Raw genomic sequence first — 18,213 nt, forward strand, 5'->3', positions numbered from 1 at the left:
TCGTGTCCTTGTGTTCACGGGCGTAGGTGGCCGCTTCGTTGGGGGTCAACCAGGGGGTACGGGTTGGCTCATGATCATCCATGAATCATCCCCTAGCGTGTCTCGCCAGCTGAAACCTGCTGGATCACTCCTCTGTCAGGTGATCCTCACCGGTTGCGGAGAGTCCAGCTCAGTTCAGCCGCAGCCTGCCGCGCCGCCTCTGACGGATCTAGTGTGTTGATCGTCTGGTAGATGTTGATCACTTTTCCATCGCTTCCACGAGTGTCCGCGATCGACACAGGCGCCGTCCCAGTTCCGCCAGCGGGCTGGCTACTGGTCGCACCCGCATAGCGGTGGGCAAACACCTGAAGGGCAGCCGGAGCGGTTGGGTTCACAACACCCCGCGGAGCCGTCACCGCGTAGCCGCCATAGGTTCGCAGCTGGTCCTGGTCCACCGCCGAGAGCGAACTGAACCCGTACGCTGCGGCGCTGGCCTTCAGCTTCGCGAACCCGCTGGCCGTGTAGATCGCGTGCGGGCCCTTCGGCGCCGGACTGTAGAACGACGGGTCAACCCACGTGTGGTCCTCAGCCTGCACCAGGCCACCATTAGCGAACCCCTTCAGGCCCGCGTTGATCGCCATCAGCAACGGGTACCACTTGCGTGTCTGTTCGGCATTGACCACGAACTCTTCGTCGGAAGTCTTGCCCAGCATTCCGTTGCTGAACAGCGTCAGGATGTCGTCCGATGTGCCCGTGCCGGGGCCCTGGAGCAGTCCGCCGGCGCTGGCGTCCACGATGGTCGGGCCGCCCTTGGCGAAGCGCTTCATCTTCCCCTGACTGGGCAGGCCACCTTCGGCGCTGTGCGGACCGTACGCGAAGAAGTCCGGCGCGTTGATACCCGTTCGGACGGGGGCCGTGCCGACCTGCTTGTATCGCGTCACGATGTCGATCACGGTGTAGTGATAAGTCGGCAAGCTGTTGACCTTGTCCCGCAGGCTCTCCATCTTCGCCGCCTGCTGGTCCGCGTTCGACGTGATCAAGATCTGGTGACCATTCGGCAGCGTGTAGACAGCCTGGCCAAGATTGTTGACTCCGAGCTTCAATCCGGCAGCCCGAGCTTCGGTCGCGGACATGTGCCCGATGGTCGTCTGCAACGAGGCTGGCAGGGGGCCCGAGAAGCTGTTAGCCAGATTGATGGTCTCCGCATTCAACGCACGTGACGCCTCGGCCTTCTTGCCGTCCGCTGAAGCCGCGGTGGACGTAGCGTACGCAGCGTTGTAGGCGGCCTGCTCCTGCTGAGCCATCGCCTGCTCCAAAGCCAACTCAGCCCGTGCCTTGTCGTCGGCGCTGGCCTTGCCGTTCTTCTGGCTCTCGTTGTACTGCTCAAGAGCGGCCTTGGTGTTCAGCACAGCGCCGCGATAGCCAAGGCTGGCGTTCTGCTGCTCGTGGATCGCGGCCGTGTGCTGCGTCGTCGAGTCACGGGCCTTGATCTGCGCTTCGCTGACGTTGTAGAGACCCTGCTCCTCGAGCAGGTACGCCGCGTACGCATCCCGGGTCGCCCGTGCCTGCTCACCGACAGCCCCGGTGCCGTTGTACAGCGCCTGAAGCTGCTTCTGAAGCTGAGGGTGGGTGGCCGCCAAGCTTTCGTTGAAGTGCGCAACGTCGCCGGCGACACTGTCGTAAGAGCCGCCGTTCTCGAGTACCTGGTGGTTAAGGTTTTTTAGCCCGTCGATGTCGCGTTGGGACTCGACGCCTTGGTGAAGCAGCGACTGAATCCACGCGTCCGACTTGGTGCGTATGGTGTCGAGCGCTTCACCGTGCCCATTGGCAGCGGCGGTTGCGGTAGCGAGGTTCGCTCCGAAGATGGACACGTTCGCCGCGGCGTTCTTGCTGTTGAGTGCAGCGACGTTCGCCTTGGCGGTCTGTTCGTCGATGGCGCCGTTGTCGGCGCGGATGGCGTCGGTGAGCAGGCGGACGTTTTCTCGGTGCTCAGCGGCAGCCTGAGCGGCCTTTGCCTGCTTTTGTCCCAGGATGTCCAGCCCCGTGCCGAGGAGCGCCACCGCGATCGTGGCAGGGTTCAGCGCGCCACCCGCGAGACCACCCAGCGCTGTGCCGAACTTGGTGCCCCACTTCGCCGCACCATCGAGATCCTTGCCGGCGTCCCGAACTCGTGTGCCCAAGCCCTCGAATGCCTTGCCGGCGTCCAACCCAAACTTGCTGGTGATCATGTTTGCCGCGGCGATGGAACCAGCCATCTGCGTCACGCCAGGCGGCAGAGCCGAAACAGCAGCAGCCAGACCACGAACGACGGTCAACGCCCCCGTACCGGCGTTGGTAAAGCCTTGGAGGAAACCCAGCGCGCCTGAACCCTGCCCCGTGAGCGACCCCAGACCGGCGGCTACCTGGTTCACCATCGCGTCAAACGACCGCAGCGGACCAGCTGCACCGGAAGCGAGGTTCGCCAGGACCATGCCCACCGCGGCCTCAACAGAGCGGACTGTGCCGCCGAAGACGGTCATCGACTGTCCCGCGGCGTCACTGCCTTGGGAGAGGTTGCGGAGGAAGTCTGAGAGTCCAGCGCCAGTCTGCCCAGTGAGGCTGCGGAAACCCTGGAGCGCGCCTTCGCTGGTCTCAATCGCAGTGACCATGCCCGGCATCGCGTTCTCAGCGAAGTCCGTCACGGAGCCGGTGAGTTCGTCGACCACCGGGCCGGACTCGGCGAAGGCAGTCTGGATTGCCGGGCGGAGCCGTACAAACGCTGCCCTCAGGTCCTCAGCCGATCCGGACAGCGGGCCGCTGAGGACCTGTGCCATGGCTTGTGTGTCGGAGACCACAGAGGACTTCAGGCCGGCGAACGAGTCTGCCACCTGGACGTTGCCCTTCATGGCCGCTGCGCCGATGCCCGCGAAGACAGCGGGGATCGCCGATAGGGCTGCGACAGCGCCAGCGGTGCCGATTGCGGCAGCGGCCGGCAGGCCGGCGCTCAGGGCCGCGAAGGTGAGCGCCCTGAACTTCGCGTTGACCCGAGCCGCGGCCTTCTCGGACTCGGACTCGATCGTGCCTTGGTCGATCTCTGCCTTGATCCGAACTCGGGTCTCTTCGCTGGCGACCTTCGCTAGCGTCTCGACCTCGCTGCGGAACTTGGCGGCGTCCGCCAGGTCAGCGGGGATCTCCGCTTGGAGCCCCTTCTCGACTTCGCCGATGACCGCGGCCAGGTCGCGGCGGAACTTCTCGCCGTCCGGCGTGGCGGGGATTTTGAGCGCCTGCTTGGCAGTCGCCTTTAGGGACGACTCGACTTTTGCGCGCCAAGCGTCGTCAATGGGGTTGTCCGCGGTTAGCGGGAGCTTCGCCGGCGAGGACTTCCGTACTCGTTCCTTGACCTTCTCGAGCCCGTCCGGGTCGTCGAGGATGGTCTTGATGTGGATGCCGTTGCCGCGTTCAAGACGCTGGCGGATGCGTCGTTCGTCAGCCTCGGTGTTGTCCTCGAGGTTCACTGTGACGTAGGCGCTGGCGATGCGGAAGCCCTCAGGCACGGCGCTCACCGCCGTAGCTGTCGCTTTCGCTCGTCCAGCAAAGACGAGTTCCAGGCGTCCAATTGCGCGGCGCGTAGTGCAACTGCCGGCGAATGAAGGCGAGCTTCAGCTGTGCTGCCAGCTCTGCCGGGGTGGGGATCCGTGATCCCACAGCTTGTGTTTCGTGCATGCGCGTTCCAGGGGTGAGAGCGGGTCTGTCTCGCTTCTCATCACTGGCCGCATTCAGCCCGTCGCTGCGGCGGTATTCCCCTTTCTCGACGCTCCTGACAAGTGTCCTACCTGCGATTATACCAGCAAGAGTGATATAATCGGTCGCACAGGTGTGCGGGTCGCATAACTGTCAGAACCCCTCGAAGAACTGCACGCTTCGGGGGGTTCTCCTATTGCATCAACGTAAAGTCCGATAAGCGTGTAAGCTGGCGACGCCTAGACCGCCTGATCCGTGGAATGGCACAGAACCCCCGTGCGGGAGTCGCATGGGGGTTCTTTCATGCAGGGAATCCACCCAGCTCTGCATCCATCATTCACTCTCCCGTGGAGTGACCTGCCTAGCGCTGGCTTTGGGCACAGACCTAGATCGACTCATGGAAGATGGGTCGGAGGAGCAACGAAGACGGGATGAGCCGGGGCACACTCCGCGGTTGTCGCCGTACATGACGGTCGCCGAGTCCGCCTCGTTCGCTCGGTGTCACGAACAGACCATCCGCAAGGCCGTGCGTGCCTACCAGCGTGACCAGACGACTGGCCTCAAGGCGTTCCAGTCTGGTGCGCACGCCACGATCCGGGTTCACGTCGATGACCTGACCCGCTGGATCCAGGGAGAGCCGCCGTCTAAGGGGGCGAGGCGCCGCTAATGACGCTGCTGATTGACGCGCCCGAGACGCCGTGTAGGTCACCGGCGTTGAGAGCATCGCCCGCGGCTACGGCCCCGTGTGCGCCCGCAAGAAGCGCCAGGAGGAAGCCGTGAAGCTCATACTGGCCAACTACTCGCCCGTGCAGGTCGAGAAGGTCCGCCAGCTGCTCGCCGACGGCGGCATCGCTCGTGTTGACCGCACCACCTTCACCGTCGTCGCTTCGGACGGCGTGCACCGCTACGAGGTCAGCACGGCTCACGCGTCGTGCACCTGCAAGGCCGGAGAGCATGGCCGGCGTTGTTACCACGTCGCAGCTGCTCAGCTTGCCGTCGCCTGAACCTCGGGACATGTCGTACCGTTCCAGTCATGGCCGCACCTGACCCGGACCTGTGCACCCCAGAAGAGTGGGACGCCTACTTGGCGTCAGCAGACGTGTTCGCGATGACCCAGGGCGAAGCTGACACTCATCGCGGCCTGCTGGACCGGTACACGGAGCGGCTGTGGCGCCAGTCGGCTGCCGCCAGCGCAAACCTGAACCGCCTACTGGACGCCCGCGACGAAGCCAACGCAGAGGCCGAAGCCCTGTCGGTGCGGTGCCGTGAACTGAGCCAGGAGGTGTTCGCCGCTGGCGAGGCGGTCATCACGGCACTCCGCAACTACGGCCGGGACGATCCTCACGTAGAGGCCGCTCGAGCGCGTGAAGCAGAGTTGACGGTCGAGTTGTCGCGGGCGCGTGCCGAGTTGGCGACAGCTAACCTGCGGGCCATCCAAGCCACCAAGGACGCCATGTAGGTTCCGTCTCATCGGTTTTTACCGGCCACCATGTAAAGCCCTGTCACGCACGACCTCAAGGACTCCCCTGGGGACTCGCCGTGGACAAGGGGCTCTGACCAGCGTATATGCGGAGAATGCCCGCGACTGCGCCAGTGCGGTGCCGCACGGCTGTCAACTTCCCATGTGTCAACCAGTCGTCGGCGTGCAGCCTGCACTTTCTTGCACGATCAGTGTCAGGGTTCCTGATACGCTGACCCTATAAGTTTTTACTAGTCCCAGCTGGCGTGACCCGCCCCTCGGGGATGCCATCGACAACCCTTCGCGATGGGTTTCCGGGAGGACTCACGGGCGACTCACTGAGTCGCCTCGGTGGTCCCAATGCCATGGGGTATGGCGTTGGGTGTGGCATTACCTGCGGAAGCTGCGGCATTCGCGAAGCTTCGCGAGGTGTAGCGATGGTCTCGTGAGGCTGTCGCGAGACCATCGCCTTCCCTGCTTGCTCTTGTTCAGGCGGCCTTCTGCCAGCCCTCGTGGTAGTCCCTGGCCCACTTCACAGCGTCTTCTCGGACAGCGGTCAGCAGTTGGGTGAGTACCTGGGTCTCCTCGAGCTGGAAGTCGTGGAACTGGTCGATCGTGGCCTTGATCCTGCCGCCTGCGGGATGACGGTCTCGGTGACGCACAGAGCCGTCTACATCGAAGCCTCCTGGTGTGGATGACTCCCAGTCGGCACCGTTCTCCCGGATCACCGCTGTCCAGATCTTCGTCAGCTGGTGCGTCAGCGCCTTCCTGGTCATGCCCACAAGATGCTCAGGACGCACAGGGTTCTCCTGAGGCCCCTTCGCCTTGCTTCTTGTCTGCGGCAAACGCGGAGCGTGCGCCCTCACAGGAGTGCCCTCGATGGAATCGCCCTCACTGGAAGTGCGAGTGTGATTACCTTCGTCTGATTTGGTTCGTCTGATTCGTGCAACCCACAGGTTTCGACCGGTCGAAACCTGTGGGTTGCGGGTGGTCGAAACCTGTGGGTTGCGACCCCGGTAACGAGGGTCGGTAACGGTCACGGGGTCCGGTAACGCGTCCTCGGGTGCGGCGTTCCGGGCGGCGTAGAAGTCCGCCAGTGTCTGCGGCCCGGCGTAGCCGTCCACGGGCGTCTCATGCACCACGTAGATGCTCGGCCGACCAGGGACCTCTTCCACGTCGATGGCGCCCACCGCGTCCAGTTCCTTGACGTACCTGGTCAGGCTCTGCCTGTGTTTGTATCCGAGCATTTGCGCGATGGTCGTGAGCGCAGGCCAGACAGCGCCGTCGCCTCGCTTGACGTTTACGTGGGCGTGCAGGGCCCCGTACAGCGCCTTTGCCTGCGGGGTGACATCAGGGTTGATGACCAGCCAGATCGGAACTTTGGCGAACTTGGCAGGCTCAGTCCGGCCGGCGCGGATCTCGGTTCGCTCATCGTTCGTCATGCCGCACCACCGTTCGAAGCGGTGGTGCGAACGATCTGCGAAGCAAAAGCTTTACACCGATACGTTGGCGCGCACTGTCGCGCAGTAAAGGCTAAAGTGCTACCATCGAGGCACAACATGAAGATGTGGGTCTCCTTCCCGGCTGGGTGGGAAATCTTTCAGGTAACCCGGGGTTCGTGGCCCCGGGTTCCTGCTTTTTGGTCGAGAGTACGTGGCTGGCGCGAGTGCGCTAACCGGTTGACCTAGTCGCCTTGGGCGCCCCTTCGTTGTGGTCCATGCTCACGCGTCCGGCCGCTGACGACGGCGGAGGGCGAGATCGCCGATGCTCGCTGGTCGAGTCGGCCGGTCATGGTCCTGCGCAGCCGAGTAGGCCAGCGCCGCCGCCTGCCGCGGATTCTCCGCGTTGTCGATCGTGCGCTGCACCTTGGCGCGAGCCACGTCAAGTGCCTGCTGAGCGTCCGCAAGATCGAACTTGGTGGACTCTCGGTTAGTGCGGACAGCAGTGAGAGCGGTCTGCGCCTCGTCGATCCGGGCTTGGAGCTGGCGGAAGTGCCCGATCTCCGGGTTACGGCCGGCGGGCCGTTCCGGAGCATCGTAGTTGGCCTGGGGGGCGAACTCCGCCATCAGGGCCTCACGTTCCGCACGGCGGGCCAGCACCCGACGTTGGATGATCTCGCCAGCAGCCGTGCCTTCGGCATCGGGTTCGGTCATGGTGGTGTTCCTTTCGGGGTGATGATGGGTGGCTAAGCAGCGGCGGCGTCGCCGCGGTCAATTCCCTCGGTAAGGGCGGTGAACTCTCGAGCTTCCGCCTCCTTGAGTTCGGCCTCAGCGGCACGCAGGGACGCCAACGCGTCGCTGTACTCGTCGCGATCGCCGCTGCGGGCAGTCTCCGTGAGTGCCTGTCGGTAGGCGTCCACGTCGCGGCGGACAGTGGCTGAGTCTCGGGGGATCGGGTCCCCGATGTACGGCGCAGTCACTCGGCAGGTCCCTTCTCGCGGAGTTGATTCAGCAGCCCACCCCAGAACGCGTACGCGCCCGGGGTGTCGATGGTGCGTTGCTGGAGAGCGCGAACTCCGGCGGCGGTCCAGGCGACACCGGGACCGTCCTCGAACCGGGAGACACACCACCCGTCGTCGCCCACGACAGCCCACGGTGGATAGCCGTGATCCGCTTCGAACTCCCGGACAGCCGCGATCCACTCAGTACTGCCGGGCTCCACAGGGGCGGACTTGTGCACTTCTGACGACAACGCAGCCTCATCTTTCCTAGACGACAGAAGGCGGGGGAGCTGGCACGTCCCACCAGCTCCCCCGCCGTGACCCCGGACACAGTCACTGGCGCAGCGCAGGAAGGAGGTGCGCCTACCCAGGAGAGTCAACGGGGGGCTTGTGATCATCAGGCGGCTTCCTGTTCCGCAACAGCACCGGAAACCCACCAGGTGAGCCGCGAAGCGTGCCGAGAACGGCGAGTCGATGGGATCGGCGGCCGCGAGTAGTCGGGGACAATGTCGCCGCGTCTCGACCAGAGAGCCATCGCGCTCGCCAGCACCAGGCCGGCGTATGGACGCGGGTCCCTCGCCAGGATTGCCGCGTCCACGTCGAGCGCCGTGAACGGCTTGCCGCTGCGGCAACAGTCCGCCAGACCCTCATCGACGCGGGCACGGTCGTCGCGATGCCCTACGGTCGCGGCAGCCCAGCTGGTCTCGACACCCGCCATGCGGGCAGCGAGACCAGCTCGGACAGCTTCGCGTTCCTCTTCGGTCACTTCCACTTCCTCTTCTTGGCGATCTTGACGCCCTTGCGGAGCGCCCTGATCAGACGGCGCGCTTCGCGGATCGTGAGATCCTGAGCACCGTCCAAGCTGTCGTTGGTGTGCAGGAAGATGTGCGGGTGAGCCTCGCCCTCTTCGCGGTGGACTCCCACTTGCAGCCAGTCGCCCGACGCGGCGACGACGATGTGCCAGTCGACATACATGCTGTGGAAGTGGTCTTCGCCGGGAATCCCGTGCCCGCCCGGGCACCACCAGTCGCAGTCGGGTTTGTCCCAGGTGGCGAGGTGGGCGGGAACGTCGGGCTGCCCAGCCGCAGCGGCCGGGCGCATCAGCTCGATGGTCATCGCGTCGCCTCCACTTCGGCCTTGATGGCGGACAGCTGCTCCGGCGAGAGCCCGTAGCGGCCGCCGGTCAGGCCAAACAGGAACGTGAGCGGCGAGGCGGTCGCGGCCATCGTGTCGGTGTCGACGAAGTGCGGGTTGCCCTTCGCGTACTCCTCAGCGGCGTCCTGGTACTCGCCGACGAGAAAATTGATGAGGGCCTCGAGGACCCAGCCCGGGTCGGGCGAAACGGTGCTATGGGTCATCCCTGCACCTGACCCATCGCGATGCCGACGCGCAGGGCAGCCGTGACGATCTCGGCGCCGTGCTCCATCAGGAGTTCGCTGCTGAGCCCGGCGATTCCGGGCGTGCCGGTCTTCCAGCCGCCGACGGCGGTCCACGCGTCACGGCGCACGACCTCGACGCGTTCGCCGTCCTGGTCTTCGAACACGAACAGGGTCTTCAGGCTGGTGATCGAGCCGTCCAAGTCGCGCATCGCTTCGCAGATGCTGTGCTCGCACCACTCGGCACCGTCGTGCTCCACTGGAGGCAGCAGTTCCGTCGGCTGGTCGATGTTCAGCAGGTCAGTGCGTGCGATGATGGTCGTCGTCATTCTCGGGTCTCCCTTACAGACTCGTGGTGGCTGTGCCGCCCAGGGCCTTCACCCCCTGGGCGGCCTTCTATCTACTAGGCGGCGGCGTCGCTCAAGAGCCGCTGGTCGAACGCTTCCAACTCGGAGAGCGGGAAGAGGACGCGCCGACCGACCTTGACGGCCTTCGGGCCGTAGCCGCTCGATCGCCAGTAGCGGATCGTTGCCGCCGTCGTGCGGTAGCGATCCGCCACCTCCGGAAGCGTCAGGAACTTCGCCTCCGTTGCAGTGGTGCTCATCCGGCCTCCCCGGCAAGTCGATGCTCCAGGAGCATGTTAGTGCGGATTTCGCACTGCTTTGATAGCATGGTGCGTGTTGTGACAGTGCTTGTCAAGCACTACCGTGTGGCAAATGCAGGATGAGAGGGCCCGACCGGACGCTGCCCCAGAGGAGACCGTGGGCGCACAGGCCGAACGCACGTTCATAAGCCGGATGCGTGAGATCAGGAAGGAGCAGGACATCTCTCAAGCGGCGCTAGCTCGCAGGCTTATCGATCATGGCGTCGAACTTGACGCCAGCGCGATCACACGCATCGAACGAGGCGCACGCGTGATCCGATTCGGTGAGGCCGTTGCCATCGCAGCGGCACTTGGCACGACTCTGCTTGAAATGTCACGCTTCTCCTCGATAGAGGAGCAAATCGAAGAAGCTGAACGCGACCTGGCTGAGGCCAAGGCGGCTCACGCAACGACAAGCTACGAGCTCAAACAGGCAGTGGACAGGTTGGAACATCTCCGATCGCTCCTCGCCGAGATCGCGAACGCCCCAGAACCTCCCATAGTGAAGGAACCGTCGGCAGCGGAGCGTGCGACAGGTTTCCCCGATCGGATATACGAGGACGGGTGATGGATGGGCTTCACTAAGGACCTTTGGACGAGGCCGGAGAAGCAGCCTGACGGGGAGATCAGGCGGGTTCCGAACGCCCGATGGGGCAGGGGGAAGCGCTGGCTAGCGTGCTGGCTCGATCCGGACGAGCGGGAGCGCACGAAAGCGTTCACGACCAAGACTCCGGCGACGAAGTACTGGCAGAAGATGGAGGCGGATCGCGACCGCGGTGAGTACGTCGACCCGAAGGCGGGTAAGGGCCTTGTGGCGGCACTTGGTACGCGCTGGCTAGGTTCTGTGAAGGTCGACCCCGCGACGAAGATCAAGTACGAGCAGATCCTACGACTCCACGTCGGGCCAGCATTCGGCCAGAGAGCAATCAAGTCGATGCGGCGTCCGTCGGAGGTCCAAGCTTGGCTGACCGGTAAGAGCGAGAAGTACGGCGACTCGACCGTCATGCTGTGCCGGCTGGTACTTGGCGGGATGCTCGAACTTGCGGTCGTCGATGGTGACTTGCGCAAGAACCCAGTGCGATCGCGGATCGTGTCGACTGGCAAAGCCATGTCGGAGAAGGTCACTGTCTGGCAGGACTCTCGTATGTGGGGGGTGATCGATGCTCACCCGGAGCCTCTTCGTGCCATGCCGATTATCGGCGCGACCTGCGGGCACCGCGAGGGGGAACTGTTTGCGATCGCCGAGGACGACATCGACGAGGACAGGGAGATCATCCACATCCGACGACAGCTCAAGCGCTTGGGCAACGTTTGGGTGTTCGCGTTACCCAAGAACAACACCGAACGAGAGGTTCCCCTAGCTTCGTCGTCTCTGTTGGTCGCACGCAACCATGTCGCGGCATACAAGTCTCAGCCGATCACGCTTCCCTGGGAACGGCCGGACGGCGAGCTGCGGACGTACCGGCTGATGTTCGTACACCCCGACACGGGAAGACATCTCAAGCCGTCAACATACGACAGGTATTGGGACAACGCCTTGGCCGCCGCTGGCGTCGAGGGTCGGACTCGGAGGGACGGCCGACACGCGATGCGCCACTTCTACGCGGGGCTTCAGCTGGCTGGCGGCACAACGATCAACGAGCTGGCTGTCTACTTGGGTCACCACGACCCAGCGTTTACGCTCCGGGTGTATGGCCACCTTCAGCCGGACTCGCATGATCGAGCACGGAGGGCTGTGGACACGCGGTTCTTCCGCCCGCGCTCTGCTCTCAGCATGCGTCAGGCGTGAGCCAGACGGAATATGGACGGAACAGAGGATTGGACAGCACACGTGAGGTACCGCAAATCGGCAGGTCAGACGGGATTTTGCCGCTCTCCCAACGTAAGATCGACGTCTTCTTCGCGGTGCTGTTCTCGGCCTTCACGGTGACGTCGCTGATCAGCGACCTGCTGCCGACCGTCGGGGTCGACTTCTCCCAACCTTCCGGCAACTTCTTCGTGAACTCCAACTACTGGTACGCCCACGACGCCGACCCGCTGTTCATGCACCCGCCGGACTGGATGCGGATCGTCACCGGGCTCTCGGCGTTCGTCTACATGCCGTTCTACGTCGTGCTCGTCTTCGCGCTGCTGACCGGCAAGAACCGGATCCAGCTGCCGTCGGTGATCTACGCGACGATGATCGCCACGCTGACCGGGGTCGTCGTGTTCGGCGTCGAGTTCTTCGGCGACCCGGCCACGCGCACCGGCAACCCGGCGAAGTTCCTCGCCTTTAACCTGCCCTACGTCCTGGTGCCGCTCCTGCTGCTGGTCCGGATGCGCAAGCCACTCCCGTTCACCCGCCGTTTCTGACCGGAGGCGCCGTGCCGTACTCGTTCCTCAGCCACCTCGACTGCTCCCGGACCGGGGAGCGCTTCGACGCCGACGCCGTCCAGGGGCTTTCGCCGTCGGGCGCGCCGATGCTCGCGCGGTACGACCTCGACGGCGTCCGCGAAGCCGTGACGCCGAAGGAGATCGGCGGGCGGGAGCCGACGCTGTGGCGCTACCACGAGGTGCTGCCGGTGCGCTCGCCCGAGCACGTCGTGAGCCTCGGCGAGGGCATGACGCCGTTGCTGCGGCTGCCGCGCTACGGCCGTGAGCTGGGGCTGTCCCGGCTGTGGATGAAGGACGAGGGCCTGGTCCCGACCGGCACGTTCAAGGCGCGCGGCGCCGCGGTCGGCGTCTCTCGGGCGGCCGAGCTCGGGGTGCGCGGGATCGCGATGCCGACGAACGGCAACGCCGGGGCGGCGTGGGCGCTGTACGCGGCCCGCGCGGGCATGTCGAGCCTGATCGCGATGCCGGACGACGCGCCCGCGATCACGATGCGCGAGTGCGTCGCCGCCGGCGCGGAGCTGTACCGGGTGGACGGTCTCATCGGCGACGCGGGCAAGCTCGTCGCCGCGGCGGTTCCGGGGCGGCCGGGGGTGCAGGACGTCTCGACGTTGAAGGAGCCGTACCGCATCGAAGGCAAGAAGACGATGGGGTACGAGATCGCCGAGCAGTTCGGCTGGCGGCTGCCGGACGTCATCCTCTACCCCACTGGTGGCGGGGTCGGGATCATCGGGATCTACAAGGCTTTGCTGGAGATGCGTGAGCTGGGCTGGGTGACCGGCGAGCTGCCGAAGCTCGTCGCCGTGCAGGCGACCGGGTGCGCGCCGATCGTCGACGCGTTCGCCCGCGGGGCGCGGGAAAGCGAGCCGTTCCCCGAGGCGCGGACGGTCGCCTTCGGCATCACCGTGCCGAAGGCCATCGGCGACTTCCTGGTGCTCGACGCCGTGTACGCGACCGGCGGGACCGCGGTCGCCGTCACCGACGAGGAACTCGTTGCGGCGCAACGGGAACTCACCGAGCGCGAAGGCACTTTCGTCTGCCCCGAAGGCGGCGCGTGCTTCGCCGCGCTGCGGCACCTTCGCGAGTCCGGCTGGCTCGAAGGCGACGAAGACGTCGTCGTGCTCAACACCGGCGCCGGGATCAAGTACCCGGAGACGGTGCCGCTCGACGTCCCGCTGCTGGCGAAGACGGACTCGATTCCTTAGAGGACCGAGCGGACCGTTTCGGGGTCGCGGGCGACGACGGTGGTGCCGTCGTCGGCCGTGATGATCGGCCGCTGGATCAGCTTGGGGTGCTCGGCCAGCGCGTCGATCCAGCGGGACCGGTCGTCGGGCGTGCGGCCCCACGACTTCAGGCCGAGGTCCTTCGCGACCGGCTCGGCCGTGCGCGCGATGTCCCACGGTTCGAGGCCGAGGCGCTTGAGCACTTCGGTCAGCTCCGCCGCCGTCGGCGGGTCGTCGAGGTAGCGGCGCACGGTGTACTGCGCGCCCGCTTCGTCCAGCATCGACACCGCTGACCGGCACTTCGAGCACGCCGGGTTGACCCAGATCTCCACGGCGGGAGCTTACCGCGCTGGTTTTGGAGCAGCTGTTCTGTTACGGTCGCGGCATGCCCCGCCCCCGTGTCCACGACCTCGACGCGCTGCTCGACGTCGCCGAGCGGCTGGTCGCGTCGTCGGGGTACGAGAACGTGACCGTGCGCGGGCTGGCGACGGCCGCGGGCGTGCCGAACGGCACGATCTACCACGCGTTCGGCTCGCTCAGCGAACTGCTGGCGCGGGTCTGGGTGCGCGCGGCGACGGCGTTCCTCGACCTGCAGACGTCGCTGGTGGACGCCGCGGAAACGCCGGTCGACGCGGTGGTCGCGGCGGCCGGCACCCCCGCGTTGTTCGCCGACCGGCGGCCCGACGCGGCCCGGATGCTGCTGAAGGTCCGGGGCGACCGGCTCTTCGGGCCCGAACTGCCCGACGAGCTCGCCGACACCCTGCACGCGCTGGACAACCGGTTGGTCGCGCTGCTGGTCCGGCTCGCGCGACTGGTGTGGGACCGCGGCGACGGCCTGGCCGTCGAGGTGATCACCACCTGCGTCGTCGACCTGCCGACCGCGTTCTTCCGCCGCGACCTCACCGATCCCCTGGTGCGGGCGCGGCTCGCCGCCGCCGTGCGGGCCGTGCTGACCGTGCCACCCCGAGAAAAGGACCGACCGTGACCGTTTCCGTGCTTCACCTGGGTGACGACGAGAACCGCTTCTCGCCCGAGTGGCTGCAGCGCGTGCATTCCTTTTTGGACGGTGTCGAAGGCGCGCTGGTGACCACCGGCGGCGGGAAGTTCTACTCCAACGGCCTCGACCTCGAATGGCTCACCGCGCACGGCGACCAGGCCCAGTCCTACGTCACCGACGTGCAGGAGCTGTTCGCACGGGTGCTGACGCTGCCGGTGCCGACGGTCGCGGCGATCAACGGCCACGCGTTCGGCGCGGGCGCGATGCTGGCGATGGCGCACGACTTCCGCGTGATGCGCGCGGATCGCGGCTACTTCTGCTTCCCGGAGGCGGACATCAACATCCCGTTCACGCCGGGGATGGCCGCGCTGATCCAGGGCAAGCTGACCCCGGCGGCGGCGATCGCTTCGATGACGACCGGACGCCGGTTCGGCGGCGCGGACGCGCTGGAAACCGGGCTGGTGGACGAAATCGCGGGCGAGGCCGAGCTGGTGGAGGTGGCGTCCGGGCGGGTCCGGGCGCTGGCGGGCAAGGACCGCGGCACCCTGGGCGCGATCAAGGCGACGATGTTCGCCCCCGCGGTGACGGCTTTGCGCGCGCCTGCTTAGACCTGGTCTCGAACATCGACGAGCTCGACTGGACCAGACCGGCCGCAGCCCCACTGACCGGGGTAAAGCCGGCTCTCAGTACCACGTTCTGTGCGACGCGAACGGGCTACCGCTGCACATCATGTTGTCGGCGGCGAACACCCACGACAGCACGCTGTTCGAGCCGCTGCCGGACACGAACCCCGACCGTGCGCGGCCACCACGGCCGGGCGGGCCGGCCACGATGCCGACCGGACGAGCTGCACGCCGACAAGGGCTACGACTACCGCCGCTACCTGACCCGCCGCGGTACCGAGGTCCGTATCGCCCGGCGCGGGATCGAGGGTGAGTCCCGCCCCGGCCGGGTCCGCTGGGTCGTCGAACGCACCACGCCGGCGCTACTCACGCCGGCACGGGCCCCCGTCACCACGAGGGAGATCGATCTCCTGGAGGAGCCCGCAGCCGCGTTGCCGACGGCCCCATCGGTGGGGCCGCCGCTTCAGAGGCGTTCGATGCGGTCGGCCTGCGGGCCCCGGTCGCTCTGACGCACCGCGTACCGGACCCGGTCACCCTTCTGCAGCGGCTCCGACCCCATGATCACGGACGCGTGGGCGAAGAGATCTTCGCCGCCTGCGTCCGGGGTGATGAAGCCGAAGCCACGGTCGTCGTCGTAGCGCGCTACGACGCCCTCGCCGCCTCGTACGGGCACGTCCCGCGCCGCCGGCCCTGCGGCCGCGGCAGGTGCCGGGCGCTGCGGCGCCGTCTGGGGCTCGGCGCCCCGGACCAGGTGCACGTCGCGGGCCTGCGGGCCCTTGTCTCCACTAGCCACCTCGTAGGCGACGCGGTCGCCCTCCGCGAGCCACGTCAGTCCCTCGGCCAGGGCCCGGGCGTGAACGAAGACGTCCCCGGCGCCGGAGTCGGGGTTGATGAAGCCGAAGCCCTTGTCCTCGTCGTACCAGGCCACCGTGCCGTCGGCACCGTCCGCGTTACCGGCCGCGGCGGGTGAGCCGGCCCCTGCTCCCAGCGGGATCACGTGCCCGGCCTGCGGGCCGCGCTCGCCTTCGACGATCAGGAAGGCCACCCGCTGCCCCTCGGCGACCACGCCGCCGGTCACGATGGCGGAGCTGTGCACGAAGATGTCGGCGCCGCCGCCGTCCGGCGACGCGAAGCCGTACCCCTTGCCCGGCTCGTACCAGTTGATGGTGCCGAGCAGGCCCACGGCGCTGCCGGTGGCCGCATCGGCGGTGACGCGAACGCGCAGCGCCTGGGGCCCGCGGTCGTTCTCGCCGACCTCGAACACGACGGCCTGACCCTCGCGGAGCACTCTCTCGCCGCCGTCCCCGACGATCTCGGAGGCGTGCACGAACACGTCCGGCGAGCCGTCCTCGGGCGCGAGGAAGCCGAACCCACGTTCGGCGTCGAACCAACGGACGGTCCCTTGCGGCATCAAAAGCTCCAGGTCGAGAGGGCGGGCACTGGCCCCCAGTCTCCCTGACCGACCTCCGGTCCGTCGGACCGGGCCCACAGGCGGGCGGTGCGGAGCCACGGGCGGGCGTTGGTTCACCCGGCGACACGCCGAGTTCGAGACCGGGTCTTGGGCCTCCGGCCCCCGGTGTCCATTCCACCGGCGGGCACCGACAGTTCCGGGAAGTCCGTGACTGCCACCTTCACGGCTTGGCGACCTCGGCGAGGCGGCGGCGCAGGTGGGCGCGTTCCGGTTCCGTGCCCGCGAGGGACAGCGCCTCCCGGTAGGCCTCGGCGGCCTCGGGGTGGCGACCCAGGCGACTGAGCAAGTCGCCGCGGGCCGCCGGGAATGGGCTGTACTCGCGCAAGCGGGGTTCGCCCGCCAGTGCGTCGAGCAGGGACAGGCCCGCTGCCGGGCCGTCGCGCATCGCCACGGCCACCGCTCGGTTCAGGTCCACCACCGGGGAGGGGGCCAGGCCGCGCAGGACGTCGTACAGCGCGACGATCTGCGGCCAGTCCGTGCTCGCCACGTCCGGGGCCTCGTCGTGCAGCGCCGCGATCGCCGCCTGGACGCCGTAGAGCCCGGGTGGGCCGCCGGTCAGCGCCGTCTCGACCAGCGGCGTGCCCTCCTCGATCATCGCGCGGTCCCAGCGGGTGCGGTCCTGGTCGTCGAGCAGGACCACCGCGCCGTCCGGGCCGGTGCGGGCGTCGCGGCGGGCGTGGATCAGCACCAGCAACGCCAGCAGGCCCGCGACCTCGCGTTCGGCGGGCAGCAGGCGGCGCAGGATCCGGGCCAGCCGGATGGCCTCCTCCGCCAGGTCGAGCCGCTGCAGCTCCGGGCCCGAGCTGGCCGCGTACCCCTCGGTGAAGATCGAGTAGACGACCTGGAGCACGCCCGGCAGCCGCCCGGGCAGCTCGGCCGGGTCCGGGACGCGGAACGGGATCCGCAGCGTGCGGATCCGGTGCTTCGCCCGGACGATCCGCTTCCCCATCGTCGCGCTCGGCACCAGGAACGCGCGCGCCACCTCCGGCGTGGTCAGCCCGGCGAGGCAACGCAACGTCAGGGCCGTGCGGTCCTCCGCGGGCAACGCCGGGTGCGCGCACGTGAAGAACAGCTGGAGCCGCTCGTCCGGCAGCCCGCCGTCGGACTCCGGCGCGGGCGCCGCGCGCTCGGCCTCGACCTGCAGCACCGCGAGCCGGGCCGCGTAGGCCTGGTCGCGGCGCAGGCGGTCGACGGCCTTGCGCCGCGCCGTCGTCATCAGCCACGCGCCCGGCTTCGGCGGCACGCCCTCGGCCGGCCAGTGCACCAGCGCGGCTTCGATGGCCTCCGATGTGACCTCCTCGGCCAGGTCGAGGTCGCCGAACCGGCGGACGAGCGCGGCCAGCAGCAGCCCGCGCTCCTCCCGGAACACCGCCTCCAGTATCAACCGGGGCTTCGCCCCGGGCCGGGGGCTCTGCCACCCGGAACCCCCGAAAGCATTCATCGACGCCGCCGCCCGCTCCGACACCGCTGTCAGTCCCCGTAGGACGCGAGCGGGCGCACCACGATGTGGCCGCCGTCGCGGGAGCCGGGGCAGCGGGCCGCCCAGTCGAGGGCGACGTCGAAGTCCGGCACGTCGATGACGAAGTAGCCCCCGAGCACCTCGCGGGACTCGGCGAACGGCCCGTCGGTGACGATCCGCTCGCCGGTCTCGGTGACGCGGACCGCGGCGGCCGTGGTGAAGTCGGCGAGCGAGTTCCCGCCGACGTGGACGCCGGCGTCCTTCATGGACTTGTCGAACAGCATCCAGTCCTCGGGCGTGCTGCAGCCGGTCGGCTCGCCCTGGGCGTCGAGGCTGGCGTTGATCAGCATCAGGTACTTCACGGGATCCTCCGGTGTCTCGGTTGCCGTACGCGATCACTACGAACGGCCGGCGCCGCCTTGGACACCCTCGCCGAAGATTTTCTCATGTCAA

21 protein-coding genes and 2 pseudogenes are annotated in these 18,213 nt (G+C 67.2%); 9 read left to right on the forward strand and 14 right to left on the reverse strand.

The features are described from left to right. Positions 1–146 precede the first annotated feature (146 nt). On the reverse strand, positions 147–3,512 hold the full coding sequence (locus tag MUY14_RS26325; RefSeq protein WP_247012865.1) for a hypothetical protein: 3,366 nt from the start codon (positions 3,510–3,512) through the stop codon (positions 147–149). 963 nt (positions 3,513–4,475) lie between these two features. On the opposite strand from MUY14_RS26325, the gene MUY14_RS26330 reads away from it, so the two are divergent. Both MUY14_RS26330 and MUY14_RS26335 read left to right on the forward strand, forming a co-directional pair. Beyond that, positions 4,476–4,703, forward strand: a complete 228-nt coding sequence (locus MUY14_RS26330; protein WP_247012867.1) for an SWIM zinc finger family protein — start codon at positions 4,476–4,478, stop codon at positions 4,701–4,703. 29 nt (positions 4,704–4,732) lie between these two features. Next, positions 4,733–5,158 (forward strand): hypothetical protein, encoded by a 426-nt coding sequence (locus MUY14_RS26335; protein WP_247012869.1) that lies wholly within the window; start codon positions 4,733–4,735, stop codon positions 5,156–5,158. A gap of 488 nt (positions 5,159–5,646) precedes the next feature. Here the strand turns inward: MUY14_RS26335 and MUY14_RS26340 are convergent, their stop codons facing one another. The 8 genes from MUY14_RS26340 to MUY14_RS26375 all read right to left on the reverse strand — a co-directional run bounded on the left by MUY14_RS26340 (position 5,647) and on the right by MUY14_RS26375 (position 9,578). Next, positions 5,647–6,600, reverse strand: a complete 954-nt coding sequence (locus MUY14_RS26340; RefSeq protein ID WP_247012871.1) for a helix-turn-helix domain-containing protein — start codon at positions 6,598–6,600, stop codon at positions 5,647–5,649. Between the two features lie 279 nt (positions 6,601–6,879). Next, the gene (locus MUY14_RS26345) at positions 6,880–7,311 is read right to left on the reverse strand and encodes a hypothetical protein (protein WP_247012873.1); all 432 of its coding nucleotides are present in this window, start codon (positions 7,309–7,311) and stop codon (positions 6,880–6,882) included. Between the two features lie 32 nt (positions 7,312–7,343). Next, positions 7,344–7,577, reverse strand: coding sequence for a hypothetical protein (locus MUY14_RS26350; RefSeq protein ID WP_247012874.1), 234 nt, complete (start codon positions 7,575–7,577; stop codon positions 7,344–7,346). Between the two features lie 418 nt (positions 7,578–7,995). Further along, positions 7,996–8,364 carry a hypothetical protein gene (locus MUY14_RS26355; protein ID WP_247012876.1) on the reverse strand — a complete coding sequence of 123 codons (369 nt, stop codon included), beginning with the start codon at positions 8,362–8,364 and terminating at the stop codon, positions 7,996–7,998. Beyond that, positions 8,361–8,714 (reverse strand): hypothetical protein, encoded by a 354-nt coding sequence (locus tag MUY14_RS26360; protein ID WP_247012878.1) that lies wholly within the window; start codon positions 8,712–8,714, stop codon positions 8,361–8,363. Before MUY14_RS26360 ends, MUY14_RS26355 begins: the two co-directional genes overlap by 4 nt. After that, positions 8,711–8,956, reverse strand: coding sequence for a hypothetical protein (locus tag MUY14_RS26365; protein WP_247012880.1), 246 nt, complete (start codon positions 8,954–8,956; stop codon positions 8,711–8,713). Before MUY14_RS26365 ends, MUY14_RS26360 begins: the two co-directional genes overlap by 4 nt. Continuing rightward, positions 8,953–9,303 carry a hypothetical protein gene (locus MUY14_RS26370; RefSeq protein ID WP_247012882.1) on the reverse strand — a complete coding sequence of 117 codons (351 nt, stop codon included), beginning with the start codon at positions 9,301–9,303 and terminating at the stop codon, positions 8,953–8,955. Before MUY14_RS26370 ends, MUY14_RS26365 begins: the two co-directional genes overlap by 4 nt. 74 nt (positions 9,304–9,377) lie before the next feature. Next, a complete protein-coding gene (locus MUY14_RS26375; protein WP_247012883.1) occupies positions 9,378–9,578 on the reverse strand; it encodes an AlpA family transcriptional regulator in 201 nt (66 codons plus the stop codon). A 112-nt stretch (positions 9,579–9,690) separates the two neighbouring features. On the opposite strand from MUY14_RS26375, the gene MUY14_RS26380 reads away from it, so the two are divergent. The 4 genes from MUY14_RS26380 (at position 9,691) to MUY14_RS26395 (ending at position 13,192) form a co-directional block, all read left to right on the forward strand. After that, a complete protein-coding gene (locus MUY14_RS26380) occupies positions 9,691–10,185 on the forward strand; it encodes a helix-turn-helix domain-containing protein (protein ID WP_247012885.1) in 495 nt (164 codons plus the stop codon). A gap of 3 nt (positions 10,186–10,188) precedes the next feature. Further along, positions 10,189–11,406 carry a tyrosine-type recombinase/integrase gene (locus MUY14_RS26385; protein WP_247012887.1) on the forward strand — a complete coding sequence of 406 codons (1,218 nt, stop codon included), beginning with the start codon at positions 10,189–10,191 and terminating at the stop codon, positions 11,404–11,406. Positions 11,407–11,483: 77 nt separating this feature from the next. After that, positions 11,484–11,969, forward strand: a complete 486-nt coding sequence (locus MUY14_RS26390; protein ID WP_247012891.1) for an emopamil-binding family protein — start codon at positions 11,484–11,486, stop codon at positions 11,967–11,969. 11 nt (positions 11,970–11,980) lie between these two features. Further along, positions 11,981–13,192 carry a threonine synthase gene (locus MUY14_RS26395; protein WP_247012893.1) on the forward strand — a complete coding sequence of 404 codons (1,212 nt, stop codon included), beginning with the start codon at positions 11,981–11,983 and terminating at the stop codon, positions 13,190–13,192. On the opposite strand, the gene MUY14_RS26400 is transcribed toward MUY14_RS26395, so the two are convergent. Beyond that, a complete protein-coding gene (locus tag MUY14_RS26400) occupies positions 13,189–13,542 on the reverse strand; it encodes an arsenate reductase family protein (RefSeq protein ID WP_247012895.1) in 354 nt (117 codons plus the stop codon). The two genes, MUY14_RS26395 and MUY14_RS26400, sit on opposite strands and share 4 nt — an antisense overlap. A 53-nt stretch (positions 13,543–13,595) precedes the next feature. On the opposite strand from MUY14_RS26400, the gene MUY14_RS26405 reads away from it, so the two are divergent. From MUY14_RS26405 to MUY14_RS26415, 3 genes and pseudogenes are all read left to right on the forward strand, one after another. Then, on the forward strand, positions 13,596–14,195 hold the full coding sequence (locus tag MUY14_RS26405) for a TetR/AcrR family transcriptional regulator (RefSeq protein ID WP_247012897.1): 600 nt from the start codon (positions 13,596–13,598) through the stop codon (positions 14,193–14,195). Then, the gene (locus MUY14_RS26410; RefSeq protein ID WP_247012899.1) at positions 14,192–14,815 is read left to right on the forward strand and encodes an enoyl-CoA hydratase/isomerase family protein; all 624 of its coding nucleotides are present in this window, start codon (positions 14,192–14,194) and stop codon (positions 14,813–14,815) included. Before MUY14_RS26405 ends, MUY14_RS26410 begins: the two co-directional genes overlap by 4 nt. Before the next feature lie 31 nt (positions 14,816–14,846). After that, a pseudogene (locus tag MUY14_RS26415) lies at positions 14,847–15,183 on the forward strand (transposase); the annotation flags it as partial. A gap of 110 nt (positions 15,184–15,293) precedes the next feature. On the opposite strand, the gene MUY14_RS47145 reads toward MUY14_RS26415, so the two are convergent. From MUY14_RS47145 to MUY14_RS26445, 4 genes and pseudogenes are all read right to left on the reverse strand, one after another. After that, positions 15,294–16,013 (reverse strand): cold shock domain-containing protein, encoded by a 720-nt coding sequence (locus MUY14_RS47145; RefSeq protein WP_315863294.1) that lies wholly within the window; start codon positions 16,011–16,013, stop codon positions 15,294–15,296. Positions 16,014–16,043: 30 nt separating this feature from the next. After that, positions 16,044–16,241: pseudogene (locus MUY14_RS47150) on the reverse strand (cold-shock protein); the annotation flags it as partial. Positions 16,242–16,461: 220 nt separating this feature from the next. Further along, positions 16,462–17,742, reverse strand: a complete 1,281-nt coding sequence (locus tag MUY14_RS26440; RefSeq protein WP_247012901.1) for an RNA polymerase sigma factor — start codon at positions 17,740–17,742, stop codon at positions 16,462–16,464. A 29-nt stretch (positions 17,743–17,771) separates the two neighbouring features. Next, positions 17,772–18,122 carry a YciI family protein gene (locus tag MUY14_RS26445; protein ID WP_247012903.1) on the reverse strand — a complete coding sequence of 117 codons (351 nt, stop codon included), beginning with the start codon at positions 18,120–18,122 and terminating at the stop codon, positions 17,772–17,774. Positions 18,123–18,213 lie beyond the last annotated feature (91 nt).

This window comes from Amycolatopsis sp. FBCC-B4732 (assembly GCF_023008405.1).
Taxonomy (GTDB): domain Bacteria; phylum Actinomycetota; class Actinomycetes; order Mycobacteriales; family Pseudonocardiaceae; genus Amycolatopsis; species Amycolatopsis pretoriensis_A.